This window comes from Mesorhizobium sp. XAP4 (genome assembly GCF_029269325.1).
Classification (GTDB): Bacteria; Pseudomonadota; Alphaproteobacteria; order Rhizobiales; family Rhizobiaceae; genus Mesorhizobium; species Mesorhizobium ciceri.
In genome coordinates this window covers 1-23939 of sequence record NZ_JARIXW010000006.1, presented here as the reverse complement: position 1 = coordinate 23939, position 23939 = coordinate 1, and the positions used below count along the sequence as shown (strand labels likewise).

Annotated in this window: 18 protein-coding genes; 13 read left to right on the top strand and 5 right to left on the bottom strand. The window is 63.1% G+C overall.

Annotated elements, in window-relative coordinates; genetic code table 11:
• Positions 1-82: 82 nt before the first annotated feature.
• Positions 83-1597: an aldehyde dehydrogenase family protein gene (locus P3C39_RS24030; RefSeq protein WP_063172998.1), complete on the top strand. Its 1515-nt coding sequence runs from the start codon at positions 83-85 to the stop codon at positions 1595-1597.
• Positions 1598-1659: 62 nt separating this feature from the next.
• Here the strand turns inward: P3C39_RS24030 and P3C39_RS24025 are convergent, their stop codons facing one another.
• The 4 genes from P3C39_RS24025 to P3C39_RS24010 all read right to left on the bottom strand — a co-directional run bounded on the left by P3C39_RS24025 (position 1660) and on the right by P3C39_RS24010 (position 5723).
• Positions 1660-2520, bottom strand: a complete 861-nt coding sequence (locus tag P3C39_RS24025; RefSeq protein ID WP_024502664.1) for a hypothetical protein — start codon at positions 2518-2520, stop codon at positions 1660-1662.
• 386 nt (positions 2521-2906) lie between these two features.
• On the bottom strand, positions 2907-3239 hold the full coding sequence (locus tag P3C39_RS24020; protein ID WP_224675620.1) for a hypothetical protein: 333 nt from the start codon (positions 3237-3239) through the stop codon (positions 2907-2909).
• Positions 3240-3301: 62 nt separating this feature from the next.
• On the bottom strand, positions 3302-4150 hold the full coding sequence (locus tag P3C39_RS24015) for an endonuclease/exonuclease/phosphatase family protein (protein ID WP_275954435.1): 849 nt from the start codon (positions 4148-4150) through the stop codon (positions 3302-3304).
• Positions 4151-4259: 109 nt separating this feature from the next.
• Positions 4260-5723: a phosphatidylserine/phosphatidylglycerophosphate/cardiolipin synthase family protein gene (locus tag P3C39_RS24010; protein ID WP_275954585.1), complete on the bottom strand. Its 1464-nt coding sequence runs from the start codon at positions 5721-5723 to the stop codon at positions 4260-4262.
• 305 nt (positions 5724-6028) lie between these two features.
• On the opposite strand from P3C39_RS24010, the gene P3C39_RS24005 reads away from it, so the two are divergent.
• The 11 genes from P3C39_RS24005 (at position 6029) to P3C39_RS23955 (ending at position 20680) form a co-directional block, all read left to right on the top strand.
• Positions 6029-6232 (top strand): hypothetical protein, encoded by a 204-nt coding sequence (locus P3C39_RS24005; protein ID WP_275954434.1) that lies wholly within the window; start codon positions 6029-6031, stop codon positions 6230-6232.
• Between the two features lie 606 nt (positions 6233-6838).
• Complete coding sequence (locus P3C39_RS24000) at positions 6839-7357, top strand: AraC family transcriptional regulator (RefSeq protein WP_275954433.1); 519 nt, start codon at positions 6839-6841, stop codon at positions 7355-7357.
• Between the two features lie 199 nt (positions 7358-7556).
• On the top strand, positions 7557-12395 hold the full coding sequence (locus P3C39_RS23995; RefSeq protein WP_275954432.1) for a YadA-like family protein: 4839 nt from the start codon (positions 7557-7559) through the stop codon (positions 12393-12395).
• A gap of 7 nt (positions 12396-12402) precedes the next feature.
• Positions 12403-12960, top strand: a complete 558-nt coding sequence (locus tag P3C39_RS23990) for an invasion associated locus B family protein (protein WP_013529840.1) — start codon at positions 12403-12405, stop codon at positions 12958-12960.
• Positions 12961-12973: 13 nt separating this feature from the next.
• Positions 12974-13642, top strand: a complete 669-nt coding sequence (locus tag P3C39_RS23985; protein ID WP_275954431.1) for a hypothetical protein — start codon at positions 12974-12976, stop codon at positions 13640-13642.
• Positions 13643-13680: 38 nt separating this feature from the next.
• Positions 13681-14142, top strand: coding sequence for a DUF4189 domain-containing protein (locus P3C39_RS23980; RefSeq protein WP_013529842.1), 462 nt, complete (start codon positions 13681-13683; stop codon positions 14140-14142).
• Entirely contained in the window at positions 14127-14675 is a 549-nt protein-coding gene (locus P3C39_RS23975; protein WP_275954430.1) for an invasion associated locus B family protein, read from the top strand. Before P3C39_RS23980 ends, P3C39_RS23975 begins: the two co-directional genes overlap by 16 nt.
• 421 nt (positions 14676-15096) lie before the next feature.
• Positions 15097-16545: a TolC family protein gene (locus P3C39_RS23970; protein WP_013529844.1), complete on the top strand. Its 1449-nt coding sequence runs from the start codon at positions 15097-15099 to the stop codon at positions 16543-16545.
• Positions 16546-16584: 39 nt separating this feature from the next.
• Complete coding sequence (locus P3C39_RS23965) at positions 16585-18717, top strand: type I secretion system permease/ATPase (protein WP_013529845.1); 2133 nt, start codon at positions 16585-16587, stop codon at positions 18715-18717.
• 42 nt (positions 18718-18759) lie between these two features.
• Positions 18760-20049, top strand: coding sequence for an HlyD family type I secretion periplasmic adaptor subunit (locus P3C39_RS23960; RefSeq protein WP_275954429.1), 1290 nt, complete (start codon positions 18760-18762; stop codon positions 20047-20049).
• Positions 20039-20680: a ribbon-helix-helix domain-containing protein gene (locus P3C39_RS23955; protein WP_024502654.1), complete on the top strand. Its 642-nt coding sequence runs from the start codon at positions 20039-20041 to the stop codon at positions 20678-20680. Before P3C39_RS23960 ends, P3C39_RS23955 begins: the two co-directional genes overlap by 11 nt.
• A gap of 49 nt (positions 20681-20729) precedes the next feature.
• Here P3C39_RS23955 and P3C39_RS23950 read toward each other — a convergent pair whose 3' ends face one another.
• On the bottom strand, positions 20730-21659 hold the full coding sequence (locus P3C39_RS23950; protein ID WP_275954428.1) for a transglutaminase-like cysteine peptidase: 930 nt from the start codon (positions 21657-21659) through the stop codon (positions 20730-20732).
• A gap of 323 nt (positions 21660-21982) precedes the next feature.
• Here P3C39_RS23950 and P3C39_RS23945 point away from each other — a divergent pair.
• Positions 21983-23939, top strand: a 1957-nt coding sequence (locus P3C39_RS23945; protein ID WP_275955456.1) for a VCBS domain-containing protein, incomplete at its 3' end; no start/stop codon positions are given.

The following is a 23939-nucleotide window of genomic DNA, read 5'->3' as shown; positions in this document are numbered from 1 at the left end:
AAGTGCCTTTCGGCACACGGGCGGCACGGCGAAGGCTTAACCCAGCGCCATATGATGGCGACGGGATCTGAAAGGGACAAGAATGACGATAGGCAAGGAAACGACCGAACTGCTGGCGAAACTGGGCGTGGCCAAGGAAGCGCTCGTCGGCGGCGACCTGATCGTGCGCAGCCCGGTGACGGGCGAGCAGATCGCGGCGCTGAAGACGATCTCGCCGGCTGACGCGGCCAAGGTGATCGATGCCGCGCACAAGGCCTTCCAGGCCTGGCGCATGGTGCCGGGCCCGCGGCGTGGCGAACTGGTGCGGCTGCTCGGCGAGGAACTGCGCGCGCACAAGGCCGAGCTTGGCCGGCTGGTTTCGATCGAGGTCGGCAAGATCCCGTCCGAGGGGCTCGGCGAAGTGCAGGAGATGATCGACATCTGCGATTTCGCCGTAGGCCTATCCCGGCAATTGTACGGCCTGACCATCGCCACCGAGCGCCCGGGCCATCGGATGATGGAAACCTGGCATCCGCTCGGCGTCGTCGGCGTCATTTCCGCCTTCAATTTCCCGGTCGCTGTGTGGTCCTGGAATGCCGCCCTGGCGCTGGTTTGCGGCGACGCGGTGGTGTGGAAGCCGTCGGAAAAGACGCCGCTGACCGCACTTGCCTGCGAGGCCATCTTCAAGCGTGCGGTCAAGCGCTTCGGCGCGGACGCACCTGATGGCCTGGCGCCGGTGCTGATCGGTGACCGCGCCGTCGGCGAGATCCTGGTCGACCACCCCAAGGTGCCGCTGGTTTCGGCGACCGGCTCGACCCGCATGGGCCGCGACGTCGGCCCGCGGCTGGCCAAGCGCTTTGCCCGCGCAGTGCTCGAACTCGGCGGCAACAATGCCGGCATCGTCTGCCCGAGCGCCGATCTCGACATGGCGCTGCGCGCGATTGCCTTTGGAGCGATGGGCACGGCCGGCCAGCGCTGCACGACGCTGCGGCGCCTGTTCGTGCATGACAGCGTCTACGACGCCCTGGTTCCGCGCCTCAAGAAGGCTTACGAGAGTGTGTCTGTCGGCAATCCGCTGGAGACCTCCTCGCTGGTCGGGCCACTGATCGACAAGGCGGCATACGAGGCCATGCAGAAGGCGCTGAAGGAAGCCGCCGCCCATGGCGGCAAGGTGACCGGCGGCGCACGGGTCGAGAACGGGCACCCGGATGCCTATTACGTGCACCCGGCGCTGGTCGAGATGCCCAAGCAGGTGGCCCCTGTCACGGAAGAGACCTTCGCGCCGATCCTCTATGTGATGAAATATTCGGATTTCGACGCCGTGCTCGACGAGCACAATGCCGTGGGCGCAGGCCTGTCGTCGTCGATCTTCACCCGCGACCTGCAGGAATCCGAGCGTTTCCTGGGTGTCGACGGATCGGATTGCGGCATTGCCAATGTCAACATCGGTACCTCGGGCGCTGAGATCGGCGGTGCCTTTGGCGGCGAAAAGGAAACCGGCGGCGGCCGCGAGAGCGGCTCCGACGCATGGAAGGCCTATATGCGGCGCGCCACCAACACGGTGAACTATTCCAAGGCGCTGCCGCTCGCCCAGGGCGTGTCGTTCGACATCGACTGAGAACTTCGGGATTTTGATCGCCCGCATTGAAAGGCATCCCCGCTACGGGGATGCCGCACCGATCAGCTTCCAGCCGGCGGAAAACAGGCATTGAAAGCGGTGTCGACGATGGCCAGTTTGGCCGCCTGGACTGTCATGTATTCCTGGTAGAATGTATTCGACACCCACATCACCGAATGGCCGCGCTGGCCGAGCCAGCCGATGCTGCCGAGATTCTCGGCAGCGCGCAGCTTGCGGGCCAGATGGGTCCTCGAGAGCTTGAGCCATTTGGCGAAATCTCCGATCGAAACCACGCTGGTCGGAATCTGGTCCAGGCCGGCGTGATCGGGGTCGATGCCCGACATCAGCCAGTCCATGACGATGCCGCCATTGTTGAGCCAGATGAACAGGGAAAAGGTCTGGTTGGGTTCGCGCACCGGCTTGGAGGCAAGCAGGCCGTCCGCCACCAGAGGCTGCAGCCCGGCAACCATCTCGGGGTGTTCGAGGAACCTGGCCAAGCGGTCAGCGCCGTCGAGGCGATCCAGCGTCCGCAGATGGGCAAGGACCCAGCCGGTAAAGGTCTGCACGGTTGCCGCCGTCGGCTGCAAAGGGTGCGTACGGCCGTCGCCACCCGACACATACTCGGCGATGTGGTAGTGCAGCATCTCCTTGATGAAAGCGTCCGCCGTGTTGCGGCTGGCGACCGCATGCTGGTGCACGAACTCGATGAACCGCGATACCGTCAGTTCCTTGCGGCGGTCGTGCGGATCGCGCCTGAAATGCATGGCGAGGCCGACATGACCCATCAGCCAACGCTGCTGCGTGGCGAAAATGGAAGCCAGGCGAGGGCTCTCCTCATAGATTCGGATCAGCGCCAGGGACTGTTCCTGAACGTAGCGATGCAACGCCGGATGGCCGGCAATATCTTCCAATTTCAGCGCCATCCTCCTGGTGTTCCGGTTCAACTCCAAAAGCCGAGTTGCGCTCCACATTTTTCAGCCTTCCACGGCTGTGTCCAGAGGCACCAAATGCGAAGAGCAAGCCCAACCCGAACACGGGTCGGGCAACGACCGGTCCATGGTGGGATCGGCTAGCCGATTGCCATGCCCTGGGAAGCGCGCCGGTGATCTGCGGCTTGACGAGGATGGTGGAGAGTGAGTTACCGGGCCAAGCGCAATCGCGACAAGATCAGCCAGGTAATCCAGCTGCGCGAACCGCGCCGCGCGTCAGTCGTCTGCAGTAGCGTTTCCAACTGGTCGATGGCGGCATCTCTCGCCACCATACGCGACCAAACCGACCGGCTTTGGCCGGCCGGTTGGTTCGATCAGGATCAGCCGCAGACGCGAACCTCTTCGATCACCCTGTGGTGGTGGCGCCAGTGCTTGACCAGTTCGATATGGCAGCGATGATGCCGGTGGTGGCGGCGATATTCGCCGTACCGGTATTCGCCATCGTCATACTGAACGTTCCTGTCGCCATCATACTGATTGTCGGAATAGTGATCGCGGTGATGACGGCGAATAACGATCCCACTGTCGGAATCGTCGTCCGGCAAATATCGATCGTCGTCGGACTGGATGGTCACGCTTGCCGCTCGCGTCGGCGCAGTGATCGCCGCTGTCGCGGCCAATGCCAACAGGGAAGCCAGAATCAACTTCTTCATCTCGTCCTCCTACACGTTCAAGACATGGTAACTCGCGGAAGAACTGGGCGTTCCGACTAATTTTACACTCTTTGCGACGCGGGAGACATCAAGGCGTTATCGTCCACCCGCTCCAGGCGCACGAAAGCCGTCAGCGGCAGGTGGTCGGAGGCAACGCGTGAAAGCGGCGTGTCATGCGCGTCGATGGCGGCAATCATGCCATGCCTGTTGGCCATGATCCGGTCGAGCGCCAGCAGCGGCAGGTTCGACGGGAAGGTGGGGACGGCCGGCGGCTGCGGGCCGAACGTCGCATGCAGCGTGTTGAGAGCGGAGCGGTTGCCAAGCCGCCATTCGTTGAGGTCGCCGAGCAGCAAGGTCGGTCTTTCGTCCGGGCTGTTCATCAGGTCGAGCACGACGCGCGCCTGCTGGGAGCGGGAGCGGCGCAGCAGGCCGAGATGGGCGGCGATGATGCGCAGCGTCCGGCTTCCATCGAGGTCGATCTCCGCCACCACCGCGCCGCGCGGCTCCAGCCCCGGAAGCTTGATCTGGTGCACGTCGCGAACGACGCCCTTCTTGAACAGCAAGACGTTGCCATGCCAGCCATGGCCTTTGCCGGTGGCCGAAATCGGCACCGGAACCAGGCCGGTTTCCCGTTCGAGCCGGGGCAGGTCGAGAAGCCCGTCACGGTCGCCGAAGCGGTTGTCGGCTTCCTGCAGCGCAATGACATCCGGATCGATTTCGCGGATGACGCGGATGATCCGCTCCGGGTCGAATTTCCTGTCGACGCCGATGCATTTGTGGACATTGTAGGAGGCGACCAGCGTGCCGGTGGTGGCTGTCGTCTTGAGTGCGGCGGCGTTGGCCTTCTGCATCCGGCGGTCACGAAGGGAGAGAAGCATGCTTGCCGGGAGGCTGCGTCCAATTCTGTGCATCTCTGTGCTGCTCGTCCTCGCTGGCTTCAATTCAGAAGCAGGATACAGTCAAATAGGCAATTTCGGCGTATGTTCCATGACAGACGAGTTCCTCAAGCGCACCTCCGCCTTAGAGATAGGGTGAACCGAGCCACAATACGCGGTCGAACAGCCGGATCAGAAATGGCCGGGCCCGCAAGGCTTCCAGCGTCACCGGCACGGCGGAGGCAATCGCCGACCCGATCCGCGCCTCGATCTCGCTGGCAAAGCCGGCATCGAGCACCTCCAAGTCGATCTCGAAATTGAGCCGCAGCGATCGGGCGTCAAGATTGGAAGATCCGACATAGGCCCACACGCCGTCGATCGACAGCAGCTTCGAATGGTCGAACGGTCCCTCGGTTCGCCAGACACGGCAATAGTGTTTGAGCACCTGATCGAACTGCGCCATCATCGCGCGGTCGACGAGGAAAAGATTGTTCACCGCCGGCACCACGATGTCGATCTCGACCCCGCGCCTGCCGGCGGTGATCAGCGCGCTGATCAGTTCCCGATCCGGCAGGAAATAGGGCGACATCACGCGTATCGACTTGCGGGCGACCGAGAATGCACCGATCAGCAGCTTGTGGTTGGTCTCGTTGCTGGCATCCGGGCCGGAAGCGACCGCCCGCACCATCATCGGTGCGCCAGGCGATGGCGACAGCGGGGCAATGCGCCAGGCGTCGCCCTTCAGCGCCTCGTTGGTGGCGAAGCGCCAGTCCTCGGCGGCGACCGAAAAGAGGTCGGCGACGATCGGACCGGCCACCCGGAAGTGTGTGTCCCTGGCGCTGTTGGAGCCGGCGAACTCGGCGGAGAAGCCTTTTCGGATGTTCATGCCACCGGTGAAGGCGGCGATGCCGTCGACCACCAGGATCTTCCGGTGGGTCCTCAGATTGGCGTAGGGCAGGCGCAGGCCCATGACGATGTTGCCGTTGAAGACATCGGCGGGGATGTTGGCCTCGCGCAAATGCCCCAGGATGCTCGGCACCGAGTAGCGGGCGCCGACGGCATCGATCAGCACGCGGACGGTGACGCCGCGCCGGACGGCGCCGGCCAGCGCCTCGACGAAGAGCAGGCCGACGGCGTCATTGTCGAAAATATAGGTCTCGAGCAGGACGCTGCGCTCGGCGCCATCGATCGCCGCGCACATGGCGGCATAGGCGTCGTCGCCGGTCTCCAGCACATCGATTGCATTTCCGGGGTTGAGCGCGCGCCGCGCCACCCTGTCGCCGAGTGTCCGCAAGCCCGTGAACCGTTGCCCGTACCGCTCGACGATCAGGGCCTCTTCGACGGCAACGTCGCGCTCATGCTTGGCGGACACCGCGCCGTCGGCAAACGGGCGCTGGGCGGTGATCGTGGCACGGCGGATGCGATTGATGCCGGCGACGGCGTAGATCAGCACGCCGAGGATCGGGGACAGCACCATCACGCCGACCCAGCCGGTGGCGGCGCGCACATCTTCCTTGGTCATGACGGCATGGACGATGCCGACCGTCGCCATCACCACGGAGATGATCGCCAGAATTTGCGGCCAGTGAGTCGCCAGGGTCGCCAACATGCCGAGACTATCCAGCGAGCGGTTGCAGAAGGCAATGCAGCCGGTCATGCCGCGCATTCGCCGGATGGTGGCATGCGGCCCTGGCCGAAGGTTTCGACCAGCCGCAGAGATTGATGGGTAGAAGCTTCCCGACGGACCCTGTTCAGAAGGACAAACCTGACCTAGCGGAAGCATAGAGCCTGGCATCATCCTGTTCTGCTCAGAGCCTCCGAAGCCTCTTATGCTTTGGTACCACCTCTATTGTATATCAGAAGGAATGAATTTATTGATATAAACACTTTGATTGATGGCGAGGGGGGCGCCGAATGATGAAATTCAACTTCGATGGACCTCCCGGCGATGACGCAGCTGCCGACACGTCGGCAGAATGCCAACGCCAATTGCTGCCTCTCGTCCGCGAGATCGTCCAGGCGGCCGTCGCTGCCGGATGGAGCGAGGAGGACGTTCTTCTGGGGTTTGTCGAACTTGCATGGGATTTGTATGAGAATCGTCGCGACGATCTGCAATGACCGGTAGCCAATCTGGTAGCTCTGCATTGCTGGCGGTGTCGCGGCTTTTGCGTCGGCAGCTTTTCGCGATAGGAATTTTTTCTTGACACGGTGATCTCAGCTAAGGTATATATTCGTGCATGGTGCTGATTTGCGCCAGTGACCCGCCGCCTAGGCGGGTTTTTCGATTGATGCTCCATCAGCAATGCGCTGAAAGAACCCGTTGACCCCAGGTCAACCCGTTGACCCGAAGTCGCGGCCCTGAAAGCCTGGGTTCCTCGTCCCGCAAGGGAGGATCTTTTATCCCGAACAAAATTTTTTGTTTGCGTACGGATGTTATTCACACTCCGCGCCATGTGGGTTACGTTGGCTCCGGGTCGGGCTAAGGGGGATTTCAGGCGGCGGACAAGCGGCTGAGGCCAGGCAATGAAAAATACGGACGATGCTCGGGAAAGCGGCGTTTCCCGGGGCGTCAATCGAGAACGGACAGCTCGATTTGTCCTGGACATAATTCCTGAAAGCGCCGGGCCCAGGAGGGCCACCGCGCGGGGGAGTGTCATATCCTCCGTCCGCGATCCCGTCTCGCAGACATTCATTGTTCGCCGTCCGGCCGGAACGATCCGATGAATGGCGATGCCGGTCAGCTTCGATCAATCACGAATTGTTTTTCGGGGGAACGGGAAGGAAGGCCTCCGGTTGAACCTCATCTGGGACGTGTCAGGAGGCCGAAAAATGCCGGGTGATGATGGTTTCCCCGGACCGGCTTCCGGAACCAATCCGCGACAGCCGACGCTCAACGCGAAAGGCGGACTTTCGGTCCGCAGCACACGCCGCGTGCAGGAATTCCTGGACAAGAACTTTACGCGCAAGCTGGCGCTTGCGGAAATGGCCGCGGTTTGCGAGCTTTCACCCTACCACTTCATGCGGGCTTTCTCGAGGACGTTCGGGGTGCCGCCGCACCAGTATGTCCTCGAGCTGCGGCTGGATTTGGCTGAAAGACTGCTTGCCGACAGCCGCATGGCGATCGCCGACATCGCGCACTCCTGCGGGTTTTCGAGCCAGAGCCATTTTACCACCGCCATGAAGAAATATCGGCAGGTAACACCGCTGCAGTTGCGGGTCGGCAAGGTTAAACGCCAAGGTTAGATGAGACGGCGCTTATGGAATTGCTTGTTTGCCTAATTTTGAAGCAGTCTCTAAGGTAACGAGCTGTTAACCTCTGCCGATATGCTCGGATCTTTTCTCACAAGACAGCAATTTCGTGAAATACCGCAGGCAGGAATCATGTCTTCCTGCGATGGAACGGAATTGTCAGACATTTCGTGCCGGCCAGCGGAGAGGGACCATGACCGACAATCAGATTTCGAACGGCTCGCTTCTTGTTCAGCGTCGCGCGGCGCATTTCGCCGGGCAGTGGATTGCGGGGGCCGGTCATGGCTCGCGCTCGGTTCGCCGTCGTTTGATGGCGGTGCTGCGCATGGCGCATTGCGTGCTGGGCATGGGACGCAAGCGCCTGGGGTTGGGAACGCTGGGCGTCGGCGCGGCGTCGGCGGCAGCCACGATGCTGGGTGCCTTCGCGATCGGCATGGCTGCGACGCCGGCTCTGGCACAATATCAGGCCGGCGGCGGAACCGCGAGCGCTCCCGAGGCCGTGGCGATCGGAAATCAATCAACCGCCAGCCTTAACTGGGCCGTGGCGCTCGGCTTCCAGTCCAATGCGGCGGCGCAATACAGCATCGCTATCGGGCGGACCGCATCAGCCACGGGCACCGGCGGCGCGGTGGCGATTGGCTCCGGTACGATTTCAAACAACATCAACACGGTAGCGATTGGCGTCGCCGCGGGTGCCACTGGGGCCGGGGCCAGCGCGCTGGGCACCAACGCCCAAGCTTCGGGAGGGAACTCCACCGCAGTCGGTGTCAGCTCCACGGCCAGCAACAACTATGCGTTCGCCGCTGGCTACGGATCCGTAGCCAGCGGGCTGCGCAGCACTGCGATTGGACAGTTCGCAGCGGCGTCCGGGCTGGATGCTGTTGCACAAGGCACCAGCACTGTTGCTAGCCAGCAGAACGCCGTCGCCGTCGGCTTCCAGTCGACCGCTACCGCGATAAACGCCGTCTATCTCGGCTCGCGCACGGCCGCCGGAACGGGAGCGTTGGCTCAGAGCGCCATCGCCATCGGCACGGATGTTACAGCGTCTCAGGTAGACGCCACTGCGATTGGACGCCAAAGCAAGGCAACGGGCACGAGCGCCACGGCGATGGGTAAGAACGCCAGCGCGTGGGGCAACCAGTCGATCGCGCTCGGCCTGGGCGCGGTTGCAGGCGTTCAGGCCAACACGGCCTTGCCCAACAGCATCGCCATCGGCACCAATTCGCTCTCTTCCGGCGCTTTCGCCACCGCAATGGGCGCTGCCTCGGTTGCGAGTGGCGACAGTTCGACAGCCGTGGGCTTCCAGGCCCAGGCCGCCGGCCTCAATGCCGCCGCCGTCGGTCCTCAGGCAAATGCATCGGCGTCAAACTCGGCAGCGTTCGGCAACGTCGCCACGGCTTCGGGCAATTTCGCATTGGCCCTGGGCAATTCGGCCACGTCGAGTGGCGTAGGCTCGGTCGCGGCGGGCTCGGGAGCCCAGGCCACGGATGTCTCGGCCACCGCGCTCGGCAACAACGCCACGGCGAGCGCCGCGAGCGCAAGCGCGCTGGGCTTGGGCGCCACGGCGAGCGGCATAAACAGCACCGCGGTCGGCAAGTCGGCCACTGCGAGCGCACAGGACGCCATCGCCATGGGCACCAGCGCCAAGGCCGATTCCGCCGAGGCGGTCGCCATGGGCACCAATGCGGTGGCGACCGGCGGCAAGGCCGTCTCCATCGGCTCCGGCAACACCGCTTACGGCGACGGCGCGGTGTCGATCGGCGATCCCAGTTATGCCAGCGGCACCGGCGCCTTCACCGGCGGCGCCAACAACATCGCCAACAGCGACGGCACGGCGACCGCCACCGCGGCCAACATGGCCAACGGCGCCGTCGCCATCGGCAACAGCAACAAGGCGATCGGCCAGGGCTCCGTGGCGCTCGGCAACGGCTCGACCGCAGGTGCCGCCGGCCTAGCCGGGAATGTCGCACTGGGCAATGGCGCGACGGCGGCGGCGAGCTCCGGCGACGTCGCGCTCGGCTCCGGCTCGGTGACCACCACGGCGGTCGGCACGGCCAGTGGGGTGATCAACGGCACGACCTACGCCTTCCAGGGCACCAATCCGACCTCGACGGTCAGCATCGGTGCACCCGGCGCCGAACGCACCATCACCAACGTCGCTGCTGGGCGGATCAGTTCAACATCGACCGACGCGATCAATGGCTCGCAGCTCGCCGCCACCAACCAGGCGGTGGACGCCATCGGCGCCGTCGTCAACAATCTCAACGTCGGCGGCGGCATCAAATATTTCCACGCCAACTCGACGGCGGCGGACTCCTCGGCCACTGGTACGGACTCGGTCGCCATCGGACCCGTCGCGACCGCGACGGGGACGAACGCCATCGCGGCCGGCGTCAATTCGAGCGCCTCCGACGCCAACGCCTCGGCCATCGGCAGTGGCGCCGTCGCGTCGGCGCTCGACGCAACGGCACTGGGGTACATCTCCAAGGCCTCGGGCCAATACAGCACCGCCATTGGCGCAAACGCCACCGCCACAGCCACGTCCAGCACGGCGATCGGCCAGAACTCGCTTGCGGCTGGCGTTCAGGCGACTGCTGTTGGTGTAGGCGCCAATGCCGTCGCCCAGAACGCGCTCGCGCTGGGCGCCGGCTCTGCTGCTGGCAATGCGGGCGACGTGGCGCTCGGCTCAGGCAGTGTCACCGACGTCGCCGTCGGCACGCCCAGCACCGTGATCAATGGCACCACCTACGCCTTCCAGGGCACCAACCCGACCTCGACGGTCAGCGTCGGCGCGGTCGGCGCCGAACGCACCATCACCAACGTCGCCGCCGGACGGATCAGTTCGACGTCGACCGATGCCATCAACGGTTCGCAGCTCGCCGCCACCAACCAGGCCGTCGACGCCATCGGCACCACGCTCAGCACCATCGGCGGTTCCGTCACCAATCTCGGCAACACGTTCAACAACATCGCCGGCGACACCTCGACGGCCTATACCGATGCCAACGGCATAGGCATCCGCTACGCCCGCACCAACGAGGCCGGGCTGGCGCAGACCGATTCCTTCGCCCAAGGCGTCGGGTCCACAGCGGTCGGTTACAATGCGACCGCGACCGGCATCAGCGCGCTGTCGCTCGGCCGCGACAGCAAGGCCAGCATCGACGGCAGCGTGGCGCTGGGCTCGGGTTCGATCTCCGATCGCGCGATCGCTCCGGCCACCGGCCAGATCGCGGCCGGTCCGTCCAACTTCATCCAGTACAACACGAGCGACAAGACGCTGCTCGGCGCGGTTTCGGTCGGCGATGTCAACTCCTACCGGCAGATCACCAACGTGGCCGACGGCACGCAGGACCAAGACGCAGTGACGGTGCGCCAGCTCGCCGGCGCCATCGCTGCCGTATCGGTTACCTCGACGAAATACTTCCACGCCAATTCGGCTGCGGGCGACTCGCTCGCGGTCGGCGCGGAATCGGTCGCGGTCGGCCCGACGACTGTCGTCAACGGCGACAATGGCATCGGCATCGGCAACGGCGCCATCGTCGACCTGACAGCGCCCGGCGGAACGGCCATCGGCCAGAACGCCCATGTGTTGCTGGCCGACGGCCTGGCGCTCGGCACCAATTCGCTGGCGTCCGGGGTCCAGTCGGTGGCGCTCGGCGCCGGCGCCCAGAGCACCTTCATCAACAGCGTGGCGCTCGGTGCGCAATCCATCACCACGGTCGGCGCGCAGGCCGGCTACACGGCCTTCGCGCTCGCCGGTCCGCAGACCTCGGTCGGCGAGGTGTCGATCGGCGCCGCCGGGGCCGAACGCAAGCTGACCAATGTCGCGGCGGGCTCGGCCGACACCGACGGCGTCAACGTCTCGCAGTTGCGCGGCGTGACGAAAAACGTCACCGACCTGTTCGGCGGCGTTACCACGATCAATCCCGACGGCTCGATCACCGGCCCGACCTACACTATCCAGGGCAACAACTACTCGACCGTCTATGACGGCCTGACGGCCGTCGACAATGCCCTGACCACCATCAGCAATGGCGGCGGCATCAAATACTTCCACGCCAATTCGACGCTGGCCGACAGCATCGCCGGCGGCACCAACGCGGTGGCGATCGGGCCGGAAAGCGTGGCGAGCGGCGCCGAGAGCGTGGCTGCGGGCCATGGCTCGACGGCTACCGGGGCGGGCGCCGTCGCGCTCGGCCAGGGTGCGCAGGCCAACAACGCCAACGATGTGGCGCTCGGCTCCGGCTCGGTGACGCAGACAGCCGTCGGCACCTCCAGCACCGTCATCAACGGCAAGACCTACACTTATGCCGGGACGACGCCGACCGGAACCGTCAGCGTCGGCGATGCCGGCGCCGAGCGGACGATCACCAATGTCGCCGCCGGCCGCGTCGATGCCGGCAGCACGGATGCGATCAACGGCTCGCAGCTCTACGCCACCAACACGGCCATCGAGGATCTGAAAGCCGGCGTCGGAAACCTTACCCAGAACGCGGTGACCTATGACACCCAAGGCGGCAACAAGACGAACACCATCACGTTGCAAGGTGGCGACGTCAACGCGCCGGTCGTCATCTCCAATGTCGGCCCCGGCGTCAAAGGGACCGATGCGGTCAACGTCGACCAGATGAACCAGGGCCTGACGGCGGGCAAGAGCTATACGGACAACCGCGTGGCCTACGCTATCGATACGTCCAACGCCTATACCGACAAGGTGGCGGTCACGACCTTGCAGCAGGCCAACGACTATACCGACCAGAAGCTCAGCCAGCTCAATTCGGACATTAGCGGCATCCGCGACGAGGCGCGGCAGGCGGCCGCAATAGGTCTTGCGGCCGCATCGCTTCGCTACGACGACCGGCCGGGAAAGCTGAGCGTCGCGGCGGGTGGCGGCTTGTGGCGGGACGCAGGCGCGTTCGCCTTCGGCGCCGGCTACACCAGCGAAGACGGCCGCATCCGGGGCAATCTGTCGGGCACGGCCGCGGGTGGGCATGTCGGTGTCGGCGCCGGCATCAGCTTCACCTTGAACTGAGGCAGGGATGAAAGGACTTGTTGCCCTGACCTGCCTGGCGCTTTGCGGCGGCCTCGTGCCGGCCGCCGGGCAGGTCGCGTCGACCTACAGGATCAAGCCTTCGGACGTGGTGCTCCCGCCCGAGGTGAAGCTCGGAGACTACCAGCGCACCATACGCCCATTCGACAACTGGACGCTGATCTGCGACGAGAACCTCAAAGCCCGCAAGAAGGTCTGCAACGTCTCGCAGATCATCGAGGACGCGTCCGGCAAGATGGCCTTCAGCTGGTCGCTTGCCGCCACCCAGGACGGCAAGCCGTACATGATCCTGCGCACCGCCCCGAACGCCAGGAGCGATGGCCTTGTGTCCGTGAAATTCGATGGACAGAAGCAGCCGATCGACGTGCAGCTGAACGGCTGCAACGAAATGGTCTGTGTCGGCATGTTGCCGGTCGGCCCCGTCATGCGCCGGCAGATATCGCAGAACGCGACGCCGGCGATCTCCTACTCGACGGTCGACGGGCAGACGATCACCGTTACCGCAACGCTCAAGGGGCTGTCAGACGCCCTTTCACCACTCAAATAACCGAGGCGCCACCATGAGCCAGCAGGACCAGTTCACGTCCGCCAAACGCACTCCGAGCGTCGAGGCGGATCGGCAGAGGCGGGCCGAGCCCCCAAGGCGGCGCTGGCCACGCCTGGCCGGATATTCATTGCTGGGATTGGTCGTGGCGGGGCTTGGCTTCGCCGCCGGGAATTACGCCGCGGTCGCCAATCTGGTCGGCGGCGCGACGGCCGCACCTGCAGCAACAGCGGCGGCCCCCGTGCTTCCGGACACGCCCTTCCTCGAGCATGTCAAGCAGGCCGGTGTGCAGGCCTGCTCGACCATCTATCCAGTGCTCGGACAGATCCTGACGACCGGCACGAAATACAGCGTCAAATCCCTGTGGAACGACCAGGCCGCCGACAAGCACGCCATCCAGGCCTTTGTCGGCATGGACTATGCGTCGGAACGCTATAGCGGACCGGCCGCCGGCATCGTCTTCGCATCGCCCACCGCCACGGGTTGCGAAGGGGCGATGGTGCGGGTGGCGCCATTCGCCAGCCCGTGCGCCGACATCCCATCCATCCTGCCGCAGGGCAGCAAGATCACCGACCATCTCGGGCAGGTCGAGGTCTACGAGCTCGGCGGCAATGCCGGTGAAGCGCTTCTCCTGCCGACGGGCAAAAGCTGTGTGGTGATCTCCCTTGCTTCGGCGGCGAAGTAGGACGCGAAGCGAGTGAGGTCAAGGAAAGGATGCCGACCATGAGATTGCAGGCTTTGGCAGTTTTGGGCTTGACCTTGTTGTGGAGCGGACAAGTCGTCTCAGCCGACCTTGTGGCCCCATCGGAACCGCAACAGGAGGAAAAAGGCATATGGGCGGCCATTGCCTATTCGCAGGCCGATAGCAAATACGGCTTCTTCTGGGGCGCCGACAAGCGGCAGGAAGCGAAGGACATCGCACAGAAATATTGCGAGAACGCAGGCGGAAAGGCCTGCAACGTCGTCACCGTCTTCCGCAACCATCGCCATTGGAATGATGACGACGAGACCGGCTTTCCCTACAAGCACTGCGGTGCGCTTGCCGTGGCAGACAAAGTGGAGAACCGTTTCACGCCCTGGGGCGTGAACTCGGCCGAGACCCGTCGGGAAGCGGAGGATCTCGCTTTGCAGGCCTGCGAGGCGACGGGAGAGAAATGCAAGATCCGCGAATGGGTCTGCACATGAAGCTTGGCCCGAAGGCCGTCTCCGCATGTGGAGCAATTCTATTCTCATTGATGTCGCCGGCGTCTGCCCAGCAACAGGTGGCGGCTGTCCCGGATGGACCCTCATCGCTGCGTGAGGTCTATCAGGACTGGAGCGTGACCTGTTCGGTACGGGAAAAGGCGAGAGTGTGCTCGCTTGCGCAAGACCAGGTCCAGCAGAACGGGCAGAGGCTTCTTGCCATGGAGATCGCGGCACGCCCGGACGGTTCGACGACGGCTACCCTGCTTCTGCCCTTCGGCATCCTCCTTGATCCGGGCGTGACGCTGCAGATCGACGATCAACCGCCGCTGTCCGCGCAGCGCTTCAGGACCTGCCTGCCGACGGGTTGCGTCTCCGTCTTTACGGTCGATCGGCCGACGCTTGGAAAGCTGAGGGAAGGCTCGGTGCTGAAGCTCAATGTCACGACGGACGCCGAGACCCCGCTGAGCTTCCCTGTGTCGCTTCGCGGCCTGACCGCGGCGCTCGACCGCATGGTGGCGTTGAGCGCAAATTAGGGTGCGCGCTGACCAGCTTTTGGCCGCAGTGAGCCACATGAAGCGTACGCCGGCCGCCGCGATGGAGTATTTTTGGACGCGGCATCCAAAGGGGCGTGCCTGAAAAAGGGCTCAACTTCAGGTTGGATCATCGACAGCCGCTATCCGAACCGGCCATGATTCTGGCCATACCGGCCCACTGGCCTGCCGTTTTTTGTGCTTTCCCACTGAATGCGGCGTCCGGATACAACCGCAGCGAGCCGACGTTATGTGCTATTTTTGCTACATCTCGCAGCCTTGTTGCCCAAAAAGGCTATTTAGCGATCTCTAAATCAATAATCGCTCACATATTTCGTGAATCTGTGAATAATCCACCGACGGGCAGGCCTTGGCTTGGTTAGCGCTCTGAAAAGGACGCTGGGGAAACGTTAGGGTGGGATTAATGAATACGACAAACATGTCGACCATAGGCAGGCGCCTTGGTCTTTTGATGGCGGCCACCATGCTGACCTGCGGCAGTGCTCACGCGCTCACGCTCAAGGAGGCGATGGCTGTCGCGGTGGAGTCCAATCCCGAGATTGGACAGGCGATCGAAAATCGCGAAGCCATCGAGTTCGAGTTGCGGCAGGCCAAGGGCCTTTATCTTCCCAGTGTCGATGTCGAGGCATCGGCTGGCGTTCGCCGGCTCGACAATCCGTCCCGGCGCTCTCTTTCCATCGAAGGCGATGCGCTCTATCCGGCTGAAACGGATCTTACCGTTTCGCAGACGCTTTATGACAGCGGCGGAAGGCGGGCCGAATTGAACCGTCAGGCATCGCGCGTCGATGGCGCTTCGTTCCGCGTGCTGGAACGGTCCGAATTCATCGGGCTGTCCGTTGTCCAGGACTATCTGGAATACATGCTGCAGGCTTCGATCGTTGCCGAAGCGAAGAAAAATCTGGGCTTCCACCAGGCAATTCTCGGCGACATCCGGCAAGGCATCTCGGGCGGCGCGCTGAACGAGGCCGACCGACAACAGGCCGAGGAACGGCTGTTCGCCGCCAAGGCGCGCATGCAGGAGGCGACCGAGGAACTGGAAGCGGCCAAGATCCGCTTCTTCAAAACCGTCGGAAAGCCACTGACCAGCCCTTCGAGGCCCGGCGATGTTTCGGCCGCACTCCCGCGCTCGCTCGACGACGCGATAGGGTTGGCGCGGGAAAGCAATCCGCGCGTACACATGGCCAACAGCGACATCGACGCGGCGGCCTCTCTCGTGGACGCTGCGCGGGCAAAATTTGGCCCCTCCATCATCGCTGAAGGTCGGGCCCGGGCAGGAACCGACATTGACGGCGACGATGGCGACACCACCGACCTGCAGGCGCGCGTGGTCCTGCGCTGGAACCTCTACCGCGGTGGCATCGACAAGGCCAACGAGCAGGAACAGATCCGCCGCACCAGTGAACAGCGTCTCGCGCTGCATCAGGTCCAGCGCGAAATCGAGGAAGCCGTTCGCACCTCATGGGATCGCCGTTTCCGGCAAGCCGATCTGGCAAAGACCCTGAGGCAACAAGCCGCTGCCAATGAGAAGCTGGTTGCTTCCTATCGCGAGCAGTTCAAGGTCGGACAGCGTTCGCTGCTCGACGTGCTCGATGCGCAGAATACACGGTTCAACACGGCAACGCTGGCGGATACCGCTTCCTACGCATCGCTGTTTGCCCAGTACCGGCTCCTGGCCGCGACCGGACAGTTGCTGAAAACGATGAATCTCGAGCCGGCAAAGCAAGCGACGGCCTATGCACGCACCGAGTTCGCAGCACCGGAAACCGCGGACACAGAAACCTATGCGCGGACGCCATCGGAGCAGAAGAACGACCTGCCATTCGATATTCTCGCTCCGGTGAGGAAGAAATAGGACAGCACAAGGTCCAGCGAGCGTCCTGACGGGCAGATCGTGAACCAGCAACCCAACATCCTCTCCCCGAAGGAGGCGTTCAAGGCCTGCTTCTCGGCCGTTGCCGGATATCTCGGCAGGCCGAGCGCGGAGACCGTGCTGTTTGCCGGCGTGCCGCTCTCGGATACGCGAATTGCGGCCGACGACATCAGGCACCTTGCCGAACGCATCGGCCTGGAAGTCACCGAGTTCAATCATCGCGATTTTCTCAGGGGGCGTATCGACCTGCCGGCCATCGTCTTTCGCGTCAGCCAATTGCCCGTCGCCCTGCTGGCTCTAGGCGAAGGCGATGCGTATATCACCGCGCCCCAGGAAGACGGCCGCACCACGATCGGCCGGTCGGAACTGGCCGCCAGCTACATCAGCGGCGGCGCTTCCTTTTCGATCACCTATGCCAATGCCGCCGAGACCATGTCGGTCGGCTCGGCGGCCAGGATCGAGCGAAGACATTGGCTTACGGGGACGATGGGCGCTTTCTGGCGCACCTACTCGAAAGTCGTCCTGGCGGCGGTGTTCATCAATCTGCTGGCCATAGCCTCGCCGATCTTCACCATGAACGTCTACGACAGGATCCTGCCGAACAAGGCGATATCGACACTGTGGGTCCTGGCTCTCGGCATCGGTGCGGTCATCCTGTTCGACCTGCTTTTGAAGACGGCAAGGGCTTCCCTCATCGACTATGCCGGGCGCAAGGCGGATCTGCGGATATCCTATCTGCTGTTCGAAAAAGTGCTGAACTCGTCGCTTTCGGCGCGCCCCGGCTCGACCGGCGAATACGCAAACAGGGTCACGCAATATGAGTTCGTCAGGGAGTTCTTCACCTCCAACACCATAAGCGTGTTCATCGACACGGCATTCGTCTTCGTCTTTCTCCTTGTGATCTATGCAATAGGCGGCTGGCTGGTGATCATACCGGCGCTGGCCTTCGTGATGTCCGTCATCGTCGGCCTGGTCACCCAGCGCCGCATCGGCAAGCGCGTCGCAGCCTCGATGAACGAAGCATCGCAGCGCCAGGCCCTGCTGGTCGAATCCATCTCGACGCTGGAGACCATCAAGTCGCTGCGCGCCGAGGCGTATCTGCTGCGGAAATGGGGCGAGCACTCCAAGAACGCTGCCAACACGTCCGAGAAAATCAAGCAGCTTTCGGCGGCGGCGGGCAACATCACCCAGTCCATACAGCAGCTGGTGACCGTCGCCCTGGTCGTGGCCGGCGCCTATGCCTTCTCGGAAGGGCATGTTTCGACAGGAGCAATCATAGGAACGGTGATGCTGGCGAGCAGGGCCGTGGCGCCGCTCGGCCAGATCGCCATAACGTTGTCCCGGTTCCGCCAGGCCATGCTCTCGCTGAGGATGGTGAATTCGATCATGGCTCAACCGGAAGACCGGCCCGACACGGTGGGCTTCGTCAACCGCCCCATCCGCAAGGGGGCGATGGTGTTCAGGAATGTCGGTTTTGTCTATCCAGGCTCGGAAAACGAAGTTTTGACCGGCCTGAATTTCTCGGTCAAGCCGGGTGAGCGGATCGGCATCATCGGCCGCATAGGATCGGGAAAGACGACGATGGGTCGGCTGGTCGGCCGGCTCTTCCTGCCGACTTCCGGTGAGTTGCTGCTGGATGGGATCGACATTCGCCAGTATCACCCGTCCGAGGTTCGCGCCGCTGTCGGCATCGTTGCGCAGGCCGGCGACCTGTTCTCGGGCACCATCAAGGAAAACCTCCTGATGGCATGCCCCGAGGCTACAGACGAACAGATCATCGAAGCGGCAAAGGCTGCCGGTGTCGACGATTTCGTTTCACGCCACCCGCGCGGCTACGACATGAATGTCGGCGAGCGCGGCACCAATCTTTCGGGCGGCCAGAGACAGACGGTGGCGATCGCGCGCCTGCTGCTGACCAAACCGAAAATCGTCTTTCTGGACGAGCCGTCGGGCTCGATGGATCTTGCTTCCGAACGCCAGTTGATCAAGCAGCTCAAAGTCGCCTTTGACCGCGACACCACGCTGATCGTCTCCACACATCGGTTCAGCATGCTTGAACTGGCCGACCGCCTGATCGTTATCGAACAGGGCAAAATCGTTGCCGACGGACCGAAGGACCAAGTCATACAGGCGTTGCAGAAAACAAGCGCCTGACAAAACAATTATTGCTGCATCCAATGCGTTGGGGCGTGGGAAATGCTTGCCAGGGAAGATCGACCGCCGCTGTTTGCGTCGGCGTCCATATTCATCATCGGAGCGCTCTTCGTCGTTTTTGTCGCCTGGGCGTCCTTTGCCGAAGTCGATGAGATCGCACGCGGCGACGGCAAGGTCATACCTGCTTCCAAGACCCAGATCATCCAGGCGAGCGAGGCCGGTGTGGTTCAGGAAATCGCCGTGACGATCGGCCAGGTCGTCAAGAAGAACGATCTCATCATCCGCCTGGACAACACGCTCAACACGTCCAGCCTTGGCGAGCAGCAGGCCAAGGCGCGCGCGCTCGAAGTTCGCATAGCGAGGCTGAAATACGAACAGGCCGGCAATCTCTCGGGCCCATTTCCGTGCCCGCAGGACATCCAGTCGGTCGCTCCGCAAATCTGCGACAATGAACAGAAGCTGCTCATCGCCCGGCGCGGGAACTTCGACAACAAGCTGTCCGTGCTCAAGTCACGCCTCGATCAGCGCGAGAAGGAACTTGCCGAGGCGGAGGCCAATTCCGATCGTCTTACCAAGAACCTGGCGGTCAGCGACCAGGAGGCAAAACTGGTCGATGCGATGGTCAGGAAAGGCCTGATGGCAAGGACCGAGCAGCTCCGGGTAGAGCGCGAGCAGACCGAACTCAACGGCCAGCTGAACCTTGCCGGCGAAACGATAAAGAAGATCAAATCGTCGATCACGGAAGCCCAGCTTCAGGTCGAAGAACTCGGCCTGCAATTGCAGCAGGAGGCGTTGGACGACCTTACCCAGGCGCTGGCGGACCTTTCGGTGGTGGATGAGACCATAAGGGGAGCCACCGACAAGGTCGCGCGCACCGATATCCGGTCTCCCGTGGACGGCATCGTCAACACGCTGGAGCTGAACACGGTCGGTGCCTTCGTCCAGCCTGGCGCCGTCGTGGCCGGCATCGTGCCAACCTCCGAAACGTTGCTGGTGGAGGCGCGGGTCTCGCCGCGGGATGTCGCCTTCATCCGGCCCGACCAGGAAGCCCTTATCAAGGTCACCGCCTATGATTTCTCGATCTTCGGCGGCATCGAGGGCAAGGTCTCCAACATCACAGCCGACAGCCTGGTCGATCAGAAAACGGGGGAGCCCTATTATCAGGTGCGCGTGGCGACGGACAAATCGACGCTTCAAAGAGACGGCAAGGCCTATTCGATCATCCCCGGAATGATCTGCTCGGTCGACATCAAGACCGGGCGCAAGACGATCCTGCACTACCTCCTGAAGCCGATCAACAAGGCGCGCGAGGAGGCGATGAGTGAGCGGTAGCGCCAGCCCTCATCATTCCGATCGCGAGCGGCTGCTTGCGCCAGTCGCCGCCGAGGATTTCGGGCTGGAGTTTCGGGTCGTGGCGCGCGGTGGCATACGGCGCGGCATTCGTCTGGAGCGGGCATTCTGGATGTCGCTGAAGCAGATGGCCGAAAGCAGGAAGTGCACGATCGGCATGCTCATCGACGAGATCGCCGAAAGCCAGGCCCAGACAGGCAATCTGACATCCGCGATCCGGGTGGCCTGCATGCGTGGGTTGGGGGACGAAAACCTGACCTTGCGAAGGCTTGCATCGATCAACACCATCAACGCCATACTGGTCGCGTGCCCGTCTCCGGCCTTTGCCCTGGCTTCTTCGAAGAAGATCCTGTCGTTCAACGCGCCGTTCCAGCAACTGGTCAAACGCCAATTGCCGATCGCCCCAAGCGATGACGCACGGCACGACCTCAAGCTGGCGCTGGACCTCAATGTGGCCGACATCTTCACGCGGCTCGACGCCAATGGCGAATCGCCGGTGGCCACCGGTTTTGTCATCGGCGCGGGTGACCGTCGATACCGGGGGCAATTGAATGCGGTGCGGGCTCCGGTGCTCGAGCCGGAACTGCTGATGGCGTTCGTCTTCGGCGGCTGAATGCCCGCCAGTCCTTGGCGAGAACCTATGGCTTAGACTGGCCGAAACCCTATGGCTGAAAACCTTCGCCGGGTGCGACGGTTGCGAAACCGCCCTTGATGTCGGCCATCTGGGCGCCGCCCGGTCTTGAACCGTGGATCCAGGCCCGGTCCGTGCTGAACGAATAGAGCGGGACGTAATCCGGGAGATCGCTGTCACGCATAACGGTGTTGCTGAGGCTGTCGAGAATGAAGGTGCCGCTGCCTGTGCTCACCGACAACACTGCGTGAAAGAAGCCTCTCTTGCGATCCTGGAGGACGACAAGCGCCATGCTTTGCGTCGGAATGCCGGCCCTCAGCAGGGCCGTCATCTTGAGGATGGCAAAATCCTCGCAATCGCCGGCTCGCCGCTCGAGAATCTCCGAAGGCTTCGCCCAATAGTCGAGCTTGCCGTAGACGACGCTGTCTTTCCTGTAGGCGATCAGGCGATTGACGCTGCTGTTGACGAAGGACAGCTTCTCGCTGAATCCCTTGTCTTGAGCGGCGGCGATCATGCCGGCAAAAGCCGTGCTCTTGTGCTCGCAGGGGCTGCCTGCCGAACAAGCGGTGATTGCCCGGTAGACAGGCGCCCAGCGCGCCGCGACGGGAAAATTGCGCATGGACAAGGCAACCGATCCGAATACCCCTGGAATAATCGACGCGGTCTGCACCGGATCTATCCCGGCGTCATCTCGCGCCGTTGACGAGCCGTCCCTGCGGCCGACATCCGGGCCATAGCTGCCGGTGACCATACCGATCCGGTAAGCGTCCGCAGGCTGCCAGGGCTGGGGCCTCGTCAGTGAAACACCGCCGAGACAGGGCGGCGTCTGGACCTTCTCCTGGGGCCTGCCGGGTGCGGCGATATCGCTGGCGAATGACGGCCCCGCCAGGCCGACAAGCCCGATTGCCAGCAGGAGCATCTGGAGCCCGGTTTTTCCCGGAACCGATTTTTGCTTTTTCATAACGGCCACCTTTGACTGTGGACGCTACCAATCTTGTCTCAAATTATTGGAAAGGAAGGTGGATAAATATCCAGCAACTGTCTTCATCTATTTTATTTAAAATTTTATTCAATTTTATACTTTGATTTACCAAAAAATCTCGGCCAGTCCTCCGTCAGGGAAGCCTCCGGAAGCCAGCATATATCAGGTTATATTGTCGCGGTTTACCACGTGTAAAAAATGCCGAGCAATGCATATCATAATATATGAAATAGATTAGGGGGCAGTTGCAAAGTAGAAATGGCCGCTGTCTCTATCCGGTAAATATCGGAGGGGTTTCAGCCATGACGAACAATATCGAGTTGGACAGCTTTTCGGGTTCCTTGAACGAGCATTCCGCGTCCAGTGAACACGGCGATCAGACATCGCCGGCGGAGATCCGGGTCGCACAGGCAAATTCGACGCAGCAGGCCGCACCGGCAGCGTCCGAACCGGTGCCGGTCGATGTCGGCGGCGGAGCGCCCGTCAAGCCGGAAGCCCCCGCGGAAGCGAAGACGCTGCCGGCAGCTGCGCCGCACGAATATGTAGCCGACGCCAGCCACGTGGTAAGGCTTCCTGCCAACGCTTCCATCGACAACATCAAGGTCGACGGCCAAAACCTTGTGCTCGAACAGGCCGACGGCTCGGTGATCGTGATCAAGGATGGCGCCCTGAACGTGCCGACCTTCATCATCGGCGACGTCGAGGTGCCGCGCGTTGCCTTGCTGGCGGCGCTGGAAGCCAGCCATGTCGATGTCGCCTTCGGCGCCGACGGTTCCATCTCGGCCGGCCCCGGCGGTTCGAATTCAAGCGCAGGCGGTGATTTCTCGGTTCCCCCCGGCGGCATCGGCGACGGGTTCGACCTGTCGGCATTGCTGCCGCCGACCGCCTTGCAGTTTGGTCGCTTGGAAGCGCGTGAACTGTTCCCGAGCCTTCGACCCGACTCCACGCCGTCGATTCGCGACCTGACGCCTGCGGTCGATGGCGGCGACACCACCGTGTACGAAAAGGGCCTGAGCTCGGCCCCCGACACCAGCGAGACCGGCACCGGCGCGTTCACCGTCACCTCGGCTGACGGCATCGGTAAGCTCACCATCGCCGGCCAGGAGATTTCGGGCGCCGCCCTTGCCGACAGCGCAGCAAATCCGGTCAGCATCACCACGCCGTTCGGCAACACGCTGACCATCAACGGCTACGACGCCAGCACCGGCCAGGTGAGCTATACCTACACGCTGGTCCATAGTGAGCCTCATCCCGGCGTGGGCGCCGATTCCATCTTCGAGAACTTGACGGTGACGGTCACCGACACCGACGGCGACGTCTCGCTTCCAGGCACGCTTTCGGTCCAGATCATCGACGACGTGCCGACGGCACATGCCGACAGCGATACGATCGCGAACGGCGAGTACGGCGCGGCGCATGCCGCGACCGGCAACGTGATCACTGGGACTGGCACGGTCGAGGGTACGGCCAATGCCGACGTGCAGGGCGCGGACGGGGCGCATGTGAGCAACATCGCCAGCAACAACGTGCCGGCCAACGGCTCGCCGGTTGCCAGCGACGGCAGCGACGCGACGGTCAACGGCCAGTACGGCACGCTGACGATCCACACGGACGGCTCCTACTCCTATGTGCGCAATGCCGGCACGGCCGGCGGTGTGGAGGACAAGTTCACCTATACGCTGACCGATGGCGACAACGACAGCACGACCGCCACGCTGACGATCAAGATCGGCGACTCCACGCCGACCGTCGCGATCCCGGTGGCGGGCGGCGCCGACACCACCGTCTACGAAGCGGGCCTGGCGGCACGCGGCAGCGAACCGGCGGGCTCGAATGAACCGGCGCCCTCGGAGACCACGTCGGGCACGATCGGCTTCACCTCGGCGGACGGCGTGTCGGAAGTGTCGCTCGGCGGCCATGTGCTGACCAACGTGCCCACCGCATACGCGGATGGGACGACGGGCACGCTGACGGCAAGCTATGTCTACAATGCATCGACCGGCGTCGGCACGATCAGCTATTCCTACACGCTGCTCGACAACACCTCGGGTGACAACACCAACGCCAGCTTCGCGGTGGTGGTCAAGGACGCCGACGGCGATCCGGCACCCGGCGGCAACCTGGTCATCAACATCATCGACGACGTGCCGACGGCACATGCCGACAGCGATACGATCGCGAACGGCGAGTACGGCGCGGCGCATGCCGCGACCGGCAACGTGATCACTGGGACTGGCACGGTCGAGGGTACGGCCAATG

Excerpts from the sequence above, each read along its gene's own strand:
- P3C39_RS24030 (WP_063172998.1), top strand. The coding sequence starts at position 83 with ATGACGATAGGCAAGGAAACGACCGAACTGCTGGCGAAACTGGGCGTG.
- P3C39_RS24025 (WP_024502664.1), bottom strand. The coding sequence starts at position 2,520 with ATGGCGCTGAAATTGGAAGATATTGCCGGCCATCCGGCGTTGCATCGC.
- P3C39_RS24020 (WP_224675620.1), bottom strand. The coding sequence starts at position 3,239 with ATGAAGAAGTTGATTCTGGCTTCCCTGTTGGCATTGGCCGCGACAGCG.
- P3C39_RS24015 (WP_275954435.1), bottom strand. The coding sequence starts at position 4,150 with ATGCACAGAATTGGACGCAGCCTCCCGGCAAGCATGCTTCTCTCCCTT.
- P3C39_RS24010 (WP_275954585.1), bottom strand. The coding sequence starts at position 5,723 with ATGTTGGCGACCCTGGCGACTCACTGGCCGCAAATTCTGGCGATCATC.
- P3C39_RS24005 (WP_275954434.1), top strand. The coding sequence starts at position 6,029 with ATGATGAAATTCAACTTCGATGGACCTCCCGGCGATGACGCAGCTGCC.
- P3C39_RS24000 (WP_275954433.1), top strand. The coding sequence starts at position 6,839 with ATGGCGATGCCGGTCAGCTTCGATCAATCACGAATTGTTTTTCGGGGG.
- P3C39_RS23995 (WP_275954432.1), top strand. The coding sequence starts at position 7,557 with ATGACCGACAATCAGATTTCGAACGGCTCGCTTCTTGTTCAGCGTCGC.
- P3C39_RS23990 (WP_013529840.1), top strand. The coding sequence starts at position 12,403 with ATGAAAGGACTTGTTGCCCTGACCTGCCTGGCGCTTTGCGGCGGCCTC.
- P3C39_RS23985 (WP_275954431.1), top strand. The coding sequence starts at position 12,974 with ATGAGCCAGCAGGACCAGTTCACGTCCGCCAAACGCACTCCGAGCGTC.
- P3C39_RS23980 (WP_013529842.1), top strand. The coding sequence starts at position 13,681 with ATGAGATTGCAGGCTTTGGCAGTTTTGGGCTTGACCTTGTTGTGGAGC.
- P3C39_RS23975 (WP_275954430.1), top strand. The coding sequence starts at position 14,127 with ATGGGTCTGCACATGAAGCTTGGCCCGAAGGCCGTCTCCGCATGTGGA.
- P3C39_RS23970 (WP_013529844.1), top strand. The coding sequence starts at position 15,097 with ATGAATACGACAAACATGTCGACCATAGGCAGGCGCCTTGGTCTTTTG.
- P3C39_RS23960 (WP_275954429.1), top strand. The coding sequence starts at position 18,760 with ATGCTTGCCAGGGAAGATCGACCGCCGCTGTTTGCGTCGGCGTCCATA.
- P3C39_RS23950 (WP_275954428.1), bottom strand. The coding sequence starts at position 21,659 with ATGAAAAAGCAAAAATCGGTTCCGGGAAAAACCGGGCTCCAGATGCTC.